Consider the following 14,179-nt stretch of genomic DNA (forward strand, 5'->3'; position numbering starts at 1 on the left):
CGCACGATGCCCCCCTCCGTTCCGTCGGCCATCGACCACCTGGCGGCCCTCACGGGCTACCGGGACCGCGACCTGCTCGACGTGACCCTGGCCCACGCCCTGATGGACCTGCTCGCGCCGCTGGGCGTGGCGGTGTACAAGCTGGCGGGGGAGGAGGAGGGCGGCCAGCGCTGGTTGCTGCGTGCCCGCATCGATGCGGGGCAGCCCACGGCCGTGTCCGACCCGCCCTGGATCGACTTCGAGACCCTGCCGGCACGCGAGAGCCTGCCCCATCACGACGCCAGCCTGTGCCGGCAGGCCGTCGTCGAGCTCGGCCCCTCCCCGCAGGAGGATGCGCCGCGGATGACGACGATCTTCCCGCTGGTGGCCGAAGGCGAGGGCCTGGGCGTGATCGAAGTGCGTACCACCCAGCGGCTGACCGCCGGGATGAAGCGCACCGTCTGCAGCATCCTGCGCATTTACCGCAACTTCCATGGCCTGCTCGACTACAGCGAGCGCGACACCCTGACCGGCTTGCTCAACCGCAAGACCTTCGACGAGGCCTTCCTCAAGACGGCGTACCAAGGTGGCGGACCCGCCGGGATGGGCGATGGCGACCGCCGTCATGGCGACGCGGGCCTGAGCAAGCACTGGCTGGGGGTCGTGGACATCGACCACTTCAAGCATGTGAACGACCGCTTCGGTCACCTCATCGGTGACGAGGTGCTCTTGCTGGTGGCGCGCATCTTGCGCAGCACCTTCCGTTTCCACGACCGGCTCTACCGTTTCGGCGGTGAGGAGTTCGTCGTGCTGCTGCGCTGCCCCCAGGAGGCCGACGCGGCTCTGGCCTTCGAGCGTCTGCGCACCAACATGGAGGCCTACACCTTCCCCCAGGTGGGACGGGTGACGGTCAGCATCGGCTTCACCGAAGTGCAGCCCGGCGATGCCCCCACGGCAGCCTTCGAGCGGGCCGACCGGGCCGTCTACCATGCCAAGCAGAACGGCCGCAACCAGGTCTGCAACCACGAGGCCCTGGTGCGAAGCGGCGCGTTCACCCTGGCTGGCAAGGTGGGCGACGTCGAACTGTTCTGACGCCCGGCCTCAGGGCCCCTTGCGCTTCACCACCGCATAGCGCGCCAGGGTGCGCTCGCGTGCGACCTCATGCTGCACCAGCGGCTCGGGATAGGTGGCACCCAGCGTCACCCCGGCGGCCGCCAGGTCCACCGGCCGGGCTTTCCAGGGGGCGTGGATCAGCGCATCGGGCAGCCGGGCCAGTTGCGGCAGGTAGCGGCGGATGAAGCGGCCGGCGGGGTCGAACTTCTCGCTTTGCGTGACCGGGTTGAAGATGCGGAACCAGGGCTGCGCGTCGCAGCCGGTGGAAGCCGCCCATTGCCAGCCGCCGTTGTTGGAGGCCAGGTCGAAATCGTTGAGCTTCTCGGCGAAGTAGCGCTCGCCCCAGCGCCAGTCGATGCCCAGATCTTTGACCAGGAAGCTGGCCGTCACCATGCGCAGGCGGTTGTGCATGTAGCCGGTTTGGTTGAGCTGGGCCATCGCGGCGTCCACCAGCGGGTAGCCCGTCCGCCCCTCGCACCAGGCCTGGAACAGGGTCTGGGCGGTCTTGCCCTGCTCCCAGCGGATGCGGTCGTATTCCGGGCGGAAGGCACGTTCCACCACGTGCGGGTGGTGGTGCAGGATCTGCTGGTAGAAGTCGCGCCAGATCAGCTCGCTCAGCCAGACCTCGGCGCCCCGGGAGCCGGCCTGCATGCGCTCCCAGGCCAGGCGGGCCAGTTCGCGGATCGACACCGTGCCAAAGCGCAGGTGCACCGAGAGGTAGCTGGGACCTTTGACGGCCGGGAAATCACGGGTGTCGTGGTAGTGGTCGATGCGTCCCAGGAAGTCCTCCAGCAGCGCGCGTGCACCACTGCTGCCGGTGGGGATGGGCAGCTCGTGCAGCCCGCTGCCTGCAAAGCCGAGTTCCGCCAGCGAAGGCACTTCGGCGTGCAGTCCCTCGGGCCGCGGAGCCAGGGCGTCGGCATGGCGGGCCACCGGATGGGCCTGCAGGTCCAAGGGCGTCAGCCTCTTCAGCCAGGCGGTCTTGTAAGGGGTGAACACCCCGTAGGGGGTGCCCGCAGCCGTCAGCAGCTCGTCGGCCTCGAACACCACCTGGTCCTTGCTGCTGTGCCAGGCGATCCCGGCTTCGGCCAGGGCCCCGCGCACGCGGGCATCGCGTTCGCGCGCCGCAGGCTCGTGGTCGTGGTTGGCATAGACCGCCTGCACCCCGAGACGCCGGGCCAGCGCGACGATCTCGTCGCGGGCACGGCCGTGCCGCACGATCAGCCCTGCCTGTGCGTGCCCGTGGGCCTGGGCCAGGGCGCGAAGCTGGGCGTCCAGCTCGACCAGGCTGTCGCGGATGAACTCCACCCGGCGGTCGGCCCGGGGCAGGGGATCGAGGATCTCCGTGTCGAAGACAAACGCGCACCACACCCGCCGCGCCGCGCGCAGCGCGTGGTACAGGGCGGCATGGTCTTGCGAGCGCAGGTCCCGCCGGAACCACACGAGTGCGGTGTCAAGGGGCTTTTCCATGGGGCGGGATGTTGGCAGAGGAATAGAATTCCTGCCATGGCCGCAGACCATTGCATCGACCTCACCAACCAGTTTCTGATCGCCATGCCCGGCATGGCCGACGACACCTTTGCCGGCGCGGTGGTCTACCTGTGCGAGCACACCGACAAGGGGGCGCTCGGCCTGGTGATCAACAAGCCCATCGACATCAAGCTCAAGAACCTGTTCGAGAAGGTCGACCTGACGCTGGATCGGGAGGACTTGGCCGAGGAGCCCGTCTATTTCGGCGGACCGGTGCAGACCGAGCGCGGCTTCGTGCTGCACGAACCCTTGGGCGACGGCGGCGGCCACTACAACTCCTCACTGCGCATCCCGGGCGGGCTGGAGATGACCACCAGCAAAGACGTGCTCGAGGCCCTGTCCCACGGAGCCGGCCCGAAGAAGGTGCTCGTGACGCTGGGTTACAGCGGCTGGAGCGCCGGCCAGCTCGAGGACGAGATCGCCCGCAACGGCTGGCTCACCGTGCGGGCCGAGCCGTCCATCATCTTCGACACCCCCGTCCATCACCGCTACGAGCGTGCGCTGTCCCTGCTGGGCATCGACCCCGGCATGCTCACCGGCGAGGCCGGTCATGCCTGAGCAGGCGAGGCAGTTCCTGGCCTTTGATTACGGCATGAAGCGGGTGGGGGTGGCCAGCGGCAACACCCTGCTAGGCACGGCCCAACCGCTGGGCACGGTGAGCGCCCAGGGTGAAGCCCGCTTCGAGGCGCTGGGCCGGCTGATCCGGCAATGGCAGCCCGAGGCGCTGGTGGTGGGGGTGCCCTTCCACCCCGATGGCGCCGAGCACGAGAACACGCGTCGCGCCCGGCGCTTTGCGCGCCAGCTCCATGGCCGTTTCGGCCTGCCGGTGCACGAGGTCGATGAGCGCTACACCACCACCGAGGCGCTGGCCGCCGGCGCGCGCGATGCCGATGCGGCGGCCGCTTGCCTCATCCTCGAGCAGTATCTGCGCGAGGCCACCCGGGAGACCCCTGCATGACCATGCTCCACCTCGATGCCGAGGCGCTCTATGTCGAACTGCGCCAGGGTGTGCGCCCGCTGCTGCGCCCCGATGCCGTGCTGGTGGGCGTGTGGTCGGGCGGGGCTTGGCTGGCCGAACGCCTGCAGCGCGACTTGGGCCTCAGTGGCGAGCACGGCGTGATCTCCAGCGCCTTGCACCGCGATGACTTCGGCTCGCGCGGCCTGTCCGGCGCGGCCGATCACACCAAGTTGCCCTTCGAGGTCAAGGACCGCCACATCGTGCTGATCGACGATGTGCTCTACACCGGGCGTACCACGCGGGCCGTGCTCAACGAGCTCTTCGACTTCGGCCGCCCGGCCAGTGTGACGCTGGCCGTGCTGGTCGACCGGGGTGGGCGCGAGCTGCCCATCCAGCCGGCTTTTTCCGCCGTGCGGGTGACGCTGCCGGCCACCCAGCGCCTACGCCTGGCCCGCAACGAGGCCGGCCACTTCAGCTTCGACATCCAGACCGCCCAGCTTTGAGCACAGGAACGACGCCCCCATGCTCTACAAACGCAATCCGCAGCTCAACAAGAACGGCGAACTCATCCACCTGCTGTCCATCGAGGGGCTGCCGCGCGACGTCATCCATCACATCCTGGATACCGCGGGCACCTTCCTCAGCGTGAACGAGCGCGAGGTCAAGAAGGTCCCACTGCTGCGCGGCAAGAGCGTGTTCAACCTCTTCTTCGAGAACAGCACGCGCACGCGCACCACCTTCGAGATCGCGGCCAAGCGCCTGTCGGCCGACGTGCTCAACCTCGACATCGCGCGTTCGTCCACCGCCAAGGGCGAAAGCCTGCTCGACACCATCGCCAACCTCAGTGCGATGCACGCCGACATGTTCGTCGTGCGCCACAGCGAATCGGGGGCACCCTATCTCATCGCCCAGCACTGCGCGCCGCATGTGCACGTGGTCAATGCCGGCGACGGCCGCCATGCCCACCCCACGCAGGGCCTGCTGGACATGTACACCATCCGGCACTACAAGCGCGACTTCACGAAGCTCACGGTGGCCATCGTCGGCGACATCGTGCATTCACGGGTGGCGCGCTCGGACATCCATGCGCTGTCCATCCTGGGCGTGCCCGAGATCCGTGCCGTGGGCCCCAAGACCCTGGTGCCAGGTGACCTGCGCGAGATGGGCGTGCGCGTGTGCCACGACCTCAAAGAGGGCCTCAAGGGCGCCGACGTGATCATCATGCTGCGTCTGCAGAACGAGCGCATGAGCGGCGCGATGCTGCCCAGTGCCGGCGAGTTCTTCAAGAGCTTCGGCCTCACACCCGACAAGCTGGCCTGGGCGGCTCCCGATGCCATCGTGATGCACCCCGGGCCCATCAACCGCGGCGTCGAGATCGACTCGGCGGTGGCCGACGGCGCCCAGAGCGTGATCCTGCCGCAGGTGACCTTCGGCATCGCCGTGCGCATGGCCGTGATGTCCATCATTGCCGGAAACGAAGCATGAAGATCCTGATCAAGAACGGCCGCCTGCTCGATCCGGGCAGTAACACCGACCGCCTGGGCGACGTGGCCATCGCCGCGGGCCGCATCGTCGCGCTGGGCGCTGTGAGTCCCGACTTTCATCCCAACCGCACGATCGACGCGCGTGGCCTGGTGGTGGCACCCGGTCTGGTCGATCTGGCCGCGCGGTTGCGCGAGCCCGGACACGAACACGAAGGCATGCTCGAAAGCGAGATGGCCGCGGCCGTGGCCGGCGGCATCACCAGCCTGGTTTGTCCGCCCGACACCGACCCGCCGCTGGACGAACCCGGCCTGGTCGAGATGCTCAAGTTCCGCGCCCGCAACCTCAACCAGGCGCGGGTCTATCCACTGGGGGCGCTCACGCGCCAACTGGCTGGCACCACGCTGACCGAGATGGCCGAACTCACCGAGGCCGGCTGCGTGGGTTTCTCGCAGGCCGAGGTGGCGCTGGCCGACACGCAGGTGCTGATGCGCGCGCTGCAATATGCCGCCACCTTCGGCTACAGCGTGTGGCTGCGTCCCCAGGATGCCCACCTGGGCCGAGGCGTGGCCGCCAGCGGGCCGGTGGCCACGCGCCTGGGCCTGTCCGGCGTGCCGGTGATCGCCGAAACCATCGCCTTGCACACCATCTTCGAGCTCGTGCGGGCCACCGGTGCCCGCGTGCACCTGTGCCGCCTGAGCAGTGCGGCGGGCCTGGCCCTCGTGCGCGCCGCCAAGGACGACGGACTGCCGGTCACCTGTGACGTCAGCATCAATCAGTTACACCTCACCGACGTGGACATCGGCTATTTCAATTCCGACATGCGCCTGACTCCCCCCTTGCGCCAGCAGCGCGACCGCGACGCTATCCGTGAGGCCCTGGCCGATGGCACCATCGATGCCCTGGTGAGCGACCACACCCCCGTCGACGACGACCAGAAGACCCTGCCCTTCGGCGAGGCCGAGCCCGGAGCCACCGGGCTGGAGCTGCTGCTGAGCCTGGCGCTCAAGTGGGGCCAGGAAAGCGGTGTGGGCCTCATGCGGCCGCTGGCGGTGCTCACCAGCGAGCCGGTGCGGGTGCTGGGCGAGGCCCTGGGCTCGCTGGCCTCCAGCACCGGCCGCCTGGTCGAAGGCGGCGTGGCCGACCTGTGCATCTTCGATCCGCAGGCCCGCTGGCAGGTGCGGCCCGAGGCCCTGCGCAGCCAGGGCCGGCACACGCCGTTCAGCGGCTACGAACTGCCCGGACGGGTGCGCTACACCGTGGTGGCCGGACAGGTGGCCTTCGAGGCGGCCGAGCAACTCGATCCGGTGGCTGCCTGAGGATGCTGCGTTCGCTGCGCGCCGCCTGGCGCCTGCTCCGAGTGGCCGTGCATGTGCTGCATGGTCTGGCCATCGTCCGCTGGCGTTTCGGCGTGCTCGACGCCGCCGCTCGGCGCGAGCGGGTGCGGTGGTGGTCGCGTGCACTGCTGCGCCATCTGGGCATCACGCTGGTGGTGCAGGGCACGCCGCGCCCGGGTGCCAAGCTGTTCGTGGCCAACCACATCTCCTGGCTGGACATCGTGGCCATCAATGCCACGGCACCGGCGCGTTTCGTCTCGAAAGCCGAGGTGCGCCACTGGCCGGTGCTCCACCGGCTCGTGACGGCCGCCGGCACCCTCTATCTGGAGCGCGAGAAGCGCCGCGATGCGCTGCGTGTGGTGCACCAGCTCGCGCAGGCCCTGCACGACGGTGACACCGTGGCCGTCTTCCCGGAGGGCACCACGGGCACGGGCCATCAACTGCTGCCCTTCCATGCCAACCTGCTGCAGGCGGCGATTGCCACCGGCACGCCGGTGCAACCCATTGCGCTGCGCTACAGCGACCACCGGGAGGCGATCAGCTCGGCGGTGGCCTATGTGGGCGACACCACGATCGTGCAGTCGCTGTGGTGGGTGGCTCGTGCCGACGGATTGCGGGTGACAGTGCAGTTGCTCGATCCGCTGGGCTCGCGCCATGCGGATCGGCGTGCGCTGGCCCAGCACGCACGCCAGACCATCGAAGCCGCACTGGCCGCCTGAGTGGACCGGCGCAATCAGCCTTTGCCTTGGTTGGCCACGGCTGCCGCGGCCTTGGCGGCAGCCTCGGGATCGCCCAGGTAATAACTCCTAATCGGCTTCAGATCGGCGTCGAGCTCGTAGACCAGCGGGATGCCGTTGGGGATGTTCACGCCGACGATGTCGCTGTCGGAGATGTCGTCCAGGTACTTCACCAGGGCACGGATGCTGTTGCCGTGCGCCGCGATCACCAGACGCTGGCCCGCACGGATCGCCGGGGCGAGGGTCTCGTTCCAGTAAGGCAGCACGCGCGCCACCGTGTCTTTCAGACACTCGGTCAGCGGGATCTCCTGCGGGCGCAGACGCGCATAGCGGATGTCGTTGCGCTGGCCGCGCGGATCGTTGGGATCCAGCGCCGGCGGCGGCGTGTCGTAGCTGCGGCGCCAGATCAGCACTTGCTCGTCACCGTACTGCCGGGCCATGTCGGCCTTGTTCAGGCCCTGCAGCGCACCGTAATGGCGCTCGTTGAGGCGCCAGGAGTTCATCACCGGCAGCCAGGTGCGGTCCATCTGGTCCAGCACATGCCACAGCGTCCAGATGGCGCGCTTGAGCACCGAGGTGTGGGCCACGTCGAAATCGAAGCCCGCTTCCTTGAGCAGCCGCCCGGCCTGCTTGGCCTGCTCCACGCCGGTGGGCGTGAGCTCCACGTCGGTCCAGCCTGTGAAGCGGTTCTCGAGGTTCCAGGTGGACTCGCCATGGCGGATGAGCACGAGCTTGTACATGCGGGCAATCTCCTCGCGGGGCAAACGATGAAACGGGCCGGCCGGCCCGGCGGGAAAACCGCAAATTCTATAATCCGCCCCCGTTGCAACCCGGCGCGGCTTGCCGCGCCCCCCAGTCACCAAGGGCGGACGTTTCCGTGGACTTCTTCATCAACAACTGGATCCTCATCCTGGCCGCTTTCGTCTCCGGCGGCATGCTCGTGTGGCCGCTGGTCACGCGCGGCGTGGCCGGCAGCGCGGTCAGTCCCAGCGAGGCGGTGCGCCTGATCAACCGCGAGAAGGGCGTGGTCATCGACGTCTCCGAGCCGGCCGAATTCGCCCAAGGGCACATCAAGGATGCGAAGAACATTCCCTTTGGTCAGGTGGAATCGAGCACGCAACTGCCATCGAACAAGGCCCTGCCCCTGATCGTGGTATGTCCCACCGGCGCACGGGCCTCGCGCGCTGCCGCTACGCTTCGCAAGTCCGGCTATCAGAACACCCATGTTCTGGCCGGCGGCATGGCCGGCTGGCGGGACGCCAACCTGCCGGTCGAGAAGTCGAGTTGAGGGAGAGCCCCGTGCCCACCGTGACGATGTACACCACCCAGGTGTGCCCCTACTGCATTCGCGCCAAGCAACTGCTGCAGCAGCGAGGCGTGCGCGACCTGCACGAGATCCGTGTGGATCTGCAACCCGAAGAGCGTCTGCGCATGATGGAGCGCACCGGACGGCGCACCGTGCCGCAGATCTTCATCGGTGAGGTGCACGTCGGCGGCTGCGACGATCTGTATGCGCTGGACCAGCGTGGCGCGCTCGAGCCGCTGCTGCGAGGGCAAGCCACGGCCTGACATTTCCGCGGCGTCGCCGGCCTCAGCCATAATCGACATTCTGCAGCCCGCATACCATCGTCGGTTGCGGGCTTTTCACTTTCCGAGGACGATTTCCACCATGGCCGAGCAAGACCAGACCCCCGTGTTCCAGATCCAGCGCGTCTACCTGAAGGACCTCTCGCTCGAGCAGCCCAACTCGCCGCAAATCCTGCTGGAGCAGGAACAGCCCCAGGTCGAGATCAACCTGGGCATCGAGGCCCAGCCCGTGGCCGACGGCATCTTCGAAGTGGCTGTGACCGCCACCGTGCACACCAAGATCAAAGACAAGACGCTGTTCCTGGTCGAGGCCAAGGAAGCCGGCATCTTCGAGATCCGCAACATCCCCGAGGAGCAGGTCAACCCGATCATTGGTATCGCCTGTCCGCAGATCGTCTATCCCTACCTGCGCGCCGTCGTGGCCGACGCGATCACCCGGGCCGGCTTCCCGCCCGTGCACCTGGCCGAGGTGAACTTCCAGGCCATGTACGAAGCCCAGCAGGCCCAGGCCCAGGGCAACGGCAGCGGCTCGCCCATCATCACCAGCGCCTGATCGCCGGGGTGGGCCCATGCCCCTGAGTCTGAGCATCCTCGGCGCCGGCGCCTGGGGCACGGCGCTGGCCATCCGTGCGGCCGCACATCACCCCACGATGCTGTGGGCGCGTGACGCGGCCCAGGTCGCGGCGATGTCGGCCGAGCGCCGCAACCGGCGCTACCTGCCCGAGGCGTTCTTTCCCGAGGGCCTGCAACTCACGGCGGATTTCGATGCGGCCCTGGCCCATGCCGAGCGCGGCCTGCTGGTCATCGCCACGCCGATGGCGGGCTTGCGCGAGACGCTGGGACGCCTGCCGCGCACGGCCCGGGCCTGGTGGCTGTGCAAGGGCTTCGAGGCCGGCACCGGCCTGCTGGGCCACGAGGTGGCGCGCGAGGTGTGCCCCGAGGTGAGCGTGGGCGTGTTGTCCGGCCCGAGCTTTGCGCAGGAGGTGGCGCGCGCCCAGCCCACCGCCCTGGTGGCCGCCAGCACCGACGAGGCCCTGCGCGACGCCGCCGTCGAGGCCTTCCATGGCGAGGCCCTGCGCATCTACCCTTCGGCCGATCCGGTGGGCGTCGAGGTGGGCGCAGCGGTCAAGAACGTGCTGGCGATCGCCACCGGCGTGTGCGACGGCCTGGGCCTGGGGCACAACGCCCGCGCGGCGCTCATCACCCGCGGCCTGGCCGAGATGACGCGCCTGGGCCTGGCGCTGGGGGCGCGTGCCGAGACCTTCATGGGGCTGTCGGGCCTGGGCGATCTGGTCCTCACTGCCACCGGTGACCTGTCCCGCAACCGTCAGGTGGGCCTGCGCCTGGCCCGCGGGCAGGCCCTGCCGGACATCCTGCGCGAACTCGGGCATGTGGCCGAGGGGGTCTACAGCGCCCGCACGGTGGTCGAGCGCGCCCGTCGGACCGGCGTGGACATGCCCATCTCGGCTGCCGTGGTGGAGCTGCTGGACGCCCGCCTGACGCCTGCGCAGGCCGTGCGCCTGCTGATGTCGCGTGCCGTCACCGAAGAATTCAAACCCCCGGCCTGAGCCTGCGCAGCGGGCCGGCCACGAGCAGGAGACCCTGATGCAACGACGACACCTCTTGGCGGCGGCGGCCGCCACGCTCGCCGGCGCGCTGCCCGCGCGCGCCCAAGCCTGGCCGGCGCGCCCCATCCGCATGATCGTGCCCTTTCCGGCCGGCACGTCGCCGGACCTGATCGCCCGCATGGTCAGCGAGCCCCTGGGGGCGGCTCTCGGCCAGAGCATCGTGATCGAGAACCGCCCGGGTGCTGGCGGCAACATTGGCACCGGGCTGGCCGCCAAGGCCGCCCCGGACGGCTACACCTTCCTTTTCACCATCCAGGGTCCGCTGGTCACGGCCCCGATGCTGAACAAGAACCTGCCCTACGATCCCGTCCGCGACCTCGCGCCGGTGACCCTGGTGGCCACCAGCCCGAACGTGCTCGTCGTCGACCCGCGCCTGGGCGCGGACACCCTGGACGATTTCGTACGCATAGCCCGCGCCCGGCCCGGCCAGCTCAACTACGGCTCGGTGGGCAACGGCAGCGCCTCGCACCTGGCGATGGAGCTGTTCAAGACGCGCGCCGGCATCGACCTCGTGCATGTGCCCTACCAGGGCTTTCCAGCCGTGATCAACGCCATCCTGGCCGGCCAGGTGCAGGCCGGCTTCATGGTGCCCGGCCTGGCGATGGGCCAGGTGCGCGCCGGCAAGCTCAAGGCCCTGGGCGTGACCACGCTGGGCCGCAGCAGCGCCCTGCCGGAGATACCCACCTTGGCCGAGCTGGGCTATCCCGGCTTCGAGGCCATCTCCTGGCAGGCCGTGCTGGCGCCGGCCGGCACCCCCAAGCCCATCATCGACCGCGTGGCCACGGAGCTGGTGCGTATCATCAAGAGCGACGAGGTGCGCACGAAGATGATCGGCCAGTACTTCAGCGCGGCCGGCACGGCCCCGCAAGCCTTGGCCCACCTCATGCGCAGCGAGCGTGAGAACTGGAGCCGGGTGATCCGGGCGGCGGGCGTCCAGCCCGAATGAAGCCCCGGGGCGGTTTCAGACGCCTCCCTCGTAGCCCAGTTGCCTCCAGGCATCGAAGACGGCCACCGCCACCGCATTGCTGAGGTTCAGGCTGCGCTGGCCCGGCCGCATCGGCAGGCGCACGCGCTGCGACGGCGCAAAGCGCTCGAGCAGGGCGGCGTCGAGCCCGCGGGTCTCGCAGCCGAAGACCAGCCAGTCGCCTGCGCGCCAACGCATCGTCGCCAGCGGCTGGCTGGCTCGGGTGGTGAAGGCGAACAGGCGATCCGGCGGCGGTGCGGCGGCGTGTAACAAGGCCTCCCAGGAGGCGTGCCGTTGCACGTTGGCGTACTCATGGTAGTCCAGCCCGGCGCGGCGCATCAGGCGGTCCTCCATCGAAAAGCCCAGCGGCTCCACCAAGTGCAGCATGCACCCGGTGTTGGCCGCCAGGCGGATGACATTGCCCGTGTTCGGCGGGATCTCAGGCTCGACCAAGACGATGTGGAACATGGCGTGCATTGTCGTGCACGCCGCGGCTTGCGGCGCCTCAGGTGCTCGGCGTGCGCGTCAGCACCCAGGCCTGCACCGAGCGCACACCGGCGGCGCGCAGGGCATGCGCCACCGCGGAGATCGTCGCGCCGGTGGTCATCACATCATCCACCACGGCCACGCGCAAGCCATGCAGCTCGGCGCGCCGCGCCTGGGGCACGGCGAAGGCTCCGCGCAGGTTGCGCAGCCGCTGTGTCAGATCCAGCCCCACCTGCGTGGGTGTTTCGCGCCGGCGCAGCACCAGGTCGCTGCGTGCCGTGCAGCCCAGGCGGATGCCCAGGCGACGTGCCAGTTCCCAGGCCTGGTTGTAGCCCCGTTCGGCCAGGCGGCGCGCCGACAGCGGCACCGGCACGATGCAGTCCACCGCCACCGGCGCGTCCTGCCGTTCGATGGCCGCGTGCAGGTGTTGCGCCAGGGTGTCGGCCAAATCCAGTGCGTCGTGGAACTTGAAACGCTCGACCAGCAAGTGCCAGGGATAGTCATGGTCCCACACGGCCACCGCGCGCTCGAAGGCCGGTGGATGCGTCACGCAGCGCCCGCAGCGGGGCTGGCCCTGCGGTGCCGGCGCCGCGCAGCCAATGCAGCGCCAGCGCGGGGGTGCATGCCGCTGCAGGCAGTCGCGGCACACACGAGCATCCTGCCAGCTGCGGCAGATCGCGCACTGGCTCGGCAGGTGACGCCCCAAGCGTTCGGCGGCATGGACCCAGCGTGTGAACATGGGCACTCAATATACTGCCGGCCCATGCCCGACCCCATTGCACCGACGGCCGCAGCACCGATTCCGCCCAGCCGGCGCGACCTCGACCCTGTGGCGCTGGACGCACTGTGCCGCCGCTTCGGCGGCCCTGTGCCGTGGCTCCACGAGGAAGTGGCGCGACGCATGGCCGCGCGGCTGGAGATCGTGAAGACACGGCCCACGCGCATCCTGAACTGGTGGGCGCGGCAGGGCGGCGGCCACGAACTGCTGCGGCAGTATGGTCCGCGAGCACGCATCCAGGCCGTCGAGACGCCGGCCGTGCTGCAACGGCTGGCCGAGCAGTCGCCCTGGTGGCGGCGCTGGGGGCCGCTGCAGGCCGCCCCGCTGGCCGACGATGCGGTGCCGCCGCGCTCGGCCCAACTGCTGTGGTCGAACATGATGCTGCACTGGGCCGCCGATCCGGTCGAGGTGATGCGGCGCTGGCACGCGGCCCTGGAGGTCGACGGCTTTGTGATGTTTTCCTGCTTCGGGCCGGACACACTGCGCGAAGTGCGCACCGTTTTTCAACGCCTGGCCTGCGGGCCCGCCGGCGTGGACTTCGTCGACATGCATGACCTGGGCGACATGCTCGTCCATGCCGGCTTTGCCGACCCGGTCATGGACATGGAGACGCTCACCCTGACCTGGGACAGCAGCGAGCGCATGCTCGCCGAGCTGCGCAGCCTCGGGCGCAACCTCCATCCGCAGCGTTTCGCCGGACTGCGCACGCCGCGCTGGTGTGAGCGTTGGCTGGCCGGGCTCCCGCGGGGCGGGGACGGTCGCTGGGCCCTCACGTTCGAGATCGTCTATGGACACGCCTTCAAGCCGGCACCGCGCGTGAAGGTGGCGGCCCAGGCCCAGGTGTCCTTGGACGACATGCGTGCGATGGTGCGCAGGCCGCGCCCGCCGGGTCGCTGAGCGAGGAGGGCCGTCGATGCGCACAGGCTTTGATCGGCCTCAAGCGGCATTGTGGGGGGTGTTTGCGGTAAGTTAAACTCTCGAAGTTTGGTTGGGTAGGTGCCACTGAGCTTCATGCGCAGGCGCTCCCGAACCAGGTGAGTGGAGCAGTAGCACCCATGGTGGCGGCCACTTCGGCATGGACTCCTCGCGACGGCGCGCCCGCACAGGGTGGTGCCCCGAACATGCTCGGAGACCCGCCGCGGTGGCTCCTCAAGCGCAACTGCTGCCTCACGCCGCGCCAACTGCTGAAGGTCTATGCGGTGCTGTGCGCGGTGTCATTCGGCATTGCACTGGCATTCTGGGCCCTGGGGGCCCGGCTGGTGCTACCGTTTGCCTGGATCGAGATGGCCGGCCTGGGGCTCGCCCTGTGGGTCTATGCACGCCATGCACTCGATCGCGAAAGCATCGTCATCGAGCGCGGTCAGGTGCATGTCGAGCAGGAGGTGGCCGGACGCGTGACCCATGTCACCTTCGAGGCCTCCCGGGTGCGTGTCGGCCAGAGCGGCGGCGCGCAGGCGCTGGTCGAACTGACCGGCCCGGGCCAGGAGGTGGCGGTGGGGCGGTACCTGCGCCCGGCATGGCGGGCCCGACTGGCCGACGAATTGCGCGCAGCCCTGCGCGGCCCGCACGGGCAGGGGTGAGCTGGGGTTTGGAAACTGAG

At 69.3% G+C, this 14,179-nt stretch carries 18 protein-coding genes; 14 read left to right on the forward strand and 4 right to left on the reverse strand.

Annotated features, from left to right (window positions below; genetic code table 11):
• Nucleotides 1-6 precede the first annotated feature (6 nt).
• Nucleotides 7-1,071, forward strand: a complete 1,065-nt coding sequence (locus AC1ECW_RS12735) for a GGDEF domain-containing protein (RefSeq protein WP_481201973.1) — start codon at nucleotides 7-9, stop codon at nucleotides 1,069-1,071.
• A 9-nt stretch (nucleotides 1,072-1,080) separates the two neighbouring features.
• On the opposite strand, the gene AC1ECW_RS12740 is transcribed toward AC1ECW_RS12735, so the two are convergent.
• Nucleotides 1,081-2,562 carry a cryptochrome/photolyase family protein gene (locus AC1ECW_RS12740; RefSeq protein WP_481201974.1) on the reverse strand — a complete coding sequence of 494 codons (1,482 nt, stop codon included), beginning with the start codon at nucleotides 2,560-2,562 and terminating at the stop codon, nucleotides 1,081-1,083.
• Nucleotides 2,563-2,598: 36 nt separating this feature from the next.
• Between AC1ECW_RS12740 and AC1ECW_RS12745 the strand changes: the two genes are divergently transcribed.
• Genes AC1ECW_RS12745 through AC1ECW_RS12770 form a run of 6 tightly spaced genes read left to right on the forward strand, consistent with a single transcriptional unit; the run spans nucleotide 2,599 to nucleotide 7,118 of the window.
• Nucleotides 2,599-3,180, forward strand: coding sequence for a YqgE/AlgH family protein (locus AC1ECW_RS12745; RefSeq protein ID WP_481201975.1), 582 nt, complete (start codon nucleotides 2,599-2,601; stop codon nucleotides 3,178-3,180).
• Complete coding sequence (ruvX, locus tag AC1ECW_RS12750) at nucleotides 3,173-3,580, forward strand: Holliday junction resolvase RuvX (RefSeq protein WP_481201976.1); 408 nt, start codon at nucleotides 3,173-3,175, stop codon at nucleotides 3,578-3,580. The genes AC1ECW_RS12745 and ruvX overlap by 8 nt, the downstream gene beginning before the upstream one ends.
• Nucleotides 3,577-4,083 carry a bifunctional pyr operon transcriptional regulator/uracil phosphoribosyltransferase PyrR gene (gene pyrR / locus AC1ECW_RS12755; protein WP_409709613.1) on the forward strand — a complete coding sequence of 169 codons (507 nt, stop codon included), beginning with the start codon at nucleotides 3,577-3,579 and terminating at the stop codon, nucleotides 4,081-4,083. Before ruvX ends, pyrR begins: the two co-directional genes overlap by 4 nt.
• A gap of 19 nt (nucleotides 4,084-4,102) precedes the next feature.
• The gene (locus AC1ECW_RS12760) at nucleotides 4,103-5,065 is read left to right on the forward strand and encodes an aspartate carbamoyltransferase catalytic subunit (protein WP_409709610.1); all 963 of its coding nucleotides are present in this window, start codon (nucleotides 4,103-4,105) and stop codon (nucleotides 5,063-5,065) included.
• Nucleotides 5,062-6,381 carry a dihydroorotase gene (locus tag AC1ECW_RS12765; protein ID WP_481201977.1) on the forward strand — a complete coding sequence of 440 codons (1,320 nt, stop codon included), beginning with the start codon at nucleotides 5,062-5,064 and terminating at the stop codon, nucleotides 6,379-6,381. Before AC1ECW_RS12760 ends, AC1ECW_RS12765 begins: the two co-directional genes overlap by 4 nt.
• 2 nt (nucleotides 6,382-6,383) lie before the next feature.
• Nucleotides 6,384-7,118: a lysophospholipid acyltransferase family protein gene (locus tag AC1ECW_RS12770; protein ID WP_409709604.1), complete on the forward strand. Its 735-nt coding sequence runs from the start codon at nucleotides 6,384-6,386 to the stop codon at nucleotides 7,116-7,118.
• Between the two features lie 14 nt (nucleotides 7,119-7,132).
• Here the strand turns inward: AC1ECW_RS12770 and gpmA are convergent, their stop codons facing one another.
• Nucleotides 7,133-7,876, reverse strand: coding sequence for a 2,3-diphosphoglycerate-dependent phosphoglycerate mutase (gpmA, locus tag AC1ECW_RS12775; RefSeq protein WP_409709601.1), 744 nt, complete (start codon nucleotides 7,874-7,876; stop codon nucleotides 7,133-7,135).
• Nucleotides 7,877-8,013: 137 nt separating this feature from the next.
• On the opposite strand from gpmA, the gene AC1ECW_RS12780 reads away from it, so the two are divergent.
• The 5 genes from AC1ECW_RS12780 (at nucleotide 8,014) to AC1ECW_RS12800 (ending at nucleotide 11,297) form a co-directional block, all read left to right on the forward strand.
• Nucleotides 8,014-8,424 (forward strand): rhodanese-like domain-containing protein, encoded by a 411-nt coding sequence (locus AC1ECW_RS12780; protein ID WP_481201978.1) that lies wholly within the window; start codon nucleotides 8,014-8,016, stop codon nucleotides 8,422-8,424.
• Nucleotides 8,425-8,435: 11 nt separating this feature from the next.
• Nucleotides 8,436-8,705: a glutaredoxin 3 gene (gene grxC, locus AC1ECW_RS12785; RefSeq protein WP_481201979.1), complete on the forward strand. Its 270-nt coding sequence runs from the start codon at nucleotides 8,436-8,438 to the stop codon at nucleotides 8,703-8,705.
• Nucleotides 8,706-8,805: 100 nt separating this feature from the next.
• A complete protein-coding gene (gene secB / locus AC1ECW_RS12790) occupies nucleotides 8,806-9,276 on the forward strand; it encodes a protein-export chaperone SecB (RefSeq protein WP_481201980.1) in 471 nt (156 codons plus the stop codon).
• 22 nt (nucleotides 9,277-9,298) lie between these two features.
• On the forward strand, nucleotides 9,299-10,291 hold the full coding sequence (locus tag AC1ECW_RS12795; RefSeq protein ID WP_481202014.1) for an NAD(P)H-dependent glycerol-3-phosphate dehydrogenase: 993 nt from the start codon (nucleotides 9,299-9,301) through the stop codon (nucleotides 10,289-10,291).
• Nucleotides 10,292-10,328: 37 nt separating this feature from the next.
• Nucleotides 10,329-11,297, forward strand: a complete 969-nt coding sequence (locus AC1ECW_RS12800; protein ID WP_409705423.1) for a Bug family tripartite tricarboxylate transporter substrate binding protein — start codon at nucleotides 10,329-10,331, stop codon at nucleotides 11,295-11,297.
• 15 nt (nucleotides 11,298-11,312) lie between these two features.
• Here the strand turns inward: AC1ECW_RS12800 and AC1ECW_RS12805 are convergent, their stop codons facing one another.
• Both AC1ECW_RS12805 and AC1ECW_RS12810 read right to left on the reverse strand, forming a co-directional pair.
• The gene (locus tag AC1ECW_RS12805) at nucleotides 11,313-11,783 is read right to left on the reverse strand and encodes a tRNA (cytidine(34)-2'-O)-methyltransferase (RefSeq protein WP_409705426.1); all 471 of its coding nucleotides are present in this window, start codon (nucleotides 11,781-11,783) and stop codon (nucleotides 11,313-11,315) included.
• 37 nt (nucleotides 11,784-11,820) lie between these two features.
• Nucleotides 11,821-12,540, reverse strand: coding sequence for a ComF family protein (locus AC1ECW_RS12810; RefSeq protein ID WP_481201981.1), 720 nt, complete (start codon nucleotides 12,538-12,540; stop codon nucleotides 11,821-11,823).
• Between the two features lie 24 nt (nucleotides 12,541-12,564).
• Between AC1ECW_RS12810 and AC1ECW_RS12815 the strand changes: the two genes are divergently transcribed.
• Nucleotides 12,565-13,476 (forward strand): methyltransferase domain-containing protein, encoded by a 912-nt coding sequence (locus AC1ECW_RS12815; RefSeq protein ID WP_409705432.1) that lies wholly within the window; start codon nucleotides 12,565-12,567, stop codon nucleotides 13,474-13,476.
• A gap of 224 nt (nucleotides 13,477-13,700) precedes the next feature.
• Entirely contained in the window at nucleotides 13,701-14,159 is a 459-nt protein-coding gene (locus tag AC1ECW_RS12820) for a DUF2244 domain-containing protein (RefSeq protein WP_409705435.1), read from the forward strand.
• The last annotated feature ends 20 nt before the right edge of the window (nucleotides 14,160-14,179 follow it).

It is taken from the genome of Caldimonas hydrothermalis, assembly GCF_056746695.1.

Excerpts from the sequence above, each read along its gene's own strand:
- AC1ECW_RS12735 (WP_481201973.1), top strand. The coding sequence starts at position 7 with ATGCCCCCCTCCGTTCCGTCGGCCATCGACCACCTGGCGGCCCTCACG.
- AC1ECW_RS12740 (WP_481201974.1), bottom strand. The coding sequence starts at position 2,562 with ATGGAAAAGCCCCTTGACACCGCACTCGTGTGGTTCCGGCGGGACCTG.
- AC1ECW_RS12745 (WP_481201975.1), top strand. The coding sequence starts at position 2,599 with ATGGCCGCAGACCATTGCATCGACCTCACCAACCAGTTTCTGATCGCC.
- ruvX (WP_481201976.1), top strand. The coding sequence starts at position 3,173 with ATGCCTGAGCAGGCGAGGCAGTTCCTGGCCTTTGATTACGGCATGAAG.
- pyrR (WP_409709613.1), top strand. The coding sequence starts at position 3,577 with ATGACCATGCTCCACCTCGATGCCGAGGCGCTCTATGTCGAACTGCGC.
- AC1ECW_RS12760 (WP_409709610.1), top strand. The coding sequence starts at position 4,103 with ATGCTCTACAAACGCAATCCGCAGCTCAACAAGAACGGCGAACTCATC.
- AC1ECW_RS12765 (WP_481201977.1), top strand. The coding sequence starts at position 5,062 with ATGAAGATCCTGATCAAGAACGGCCGCCTGCTCGATCCGGGCAGTAAC.
- AC1ECW_RS12770 (WP_409709604.1), top strand. The coding sequence starts at position 6,384 with ATGCTGCGTTCGCTGCGCGCCGCCTGGCGCCTGCTCCGAGTGGCCGTG.
- gpmA (WP_409709601.1), bottom strand. The coding sequence starts at position 7,876 with ATGTACAAGCTCGTGCTCATCCGCCATGGCGAGTCCACCTGGAACCTC.
- secB (WP_481201980.1), top strand. The coding sequence starts at position 8,806 with ATGGCCGAGCAAGACCAGACCCCCGTGTTCCAGATCCAGCGCGTCTAC.
- AC1ECW_RS12800 (WP_409705423.1), top strand. The coding sequence starts at position 10,329 with ATGCAACGACGACACCTCTTGGCGGCGGCGGCCGCCACGCTCGCCGGC.
- AC1ECW_RS12805 (WP_409705426.1), bottom strand. The coding sequence starts at position 11,783 with ATGTTCCACATCGTCTTGGTCGAGCCTGAGATCCCGCCGAACACGGGC.
- AC1ECW_RS12810 (WP_481201981.1), bottom strand. The coding sequence starts at position 12,540 with ATGTTCACACGCTGGGTCCATGCCGCCGAACGCTTGGGGCGTCACCTG.
- AC1ECW_RS12815 (WP_409705432.1), top strand. The coding sequence starts at position 12,565 with ATGCCCGACCCCATTGCACCGACGGCCGCAGCACCGATTCCGCCCAGC.
- AC1ECW_RS12820 (WP_409705435.1), top strand. The coding sequence starts at position 13,701 with ATGCTCGGAGACCCGCCGCGGTGGCTCCTCAAGCGCAACTGCTGCCTC.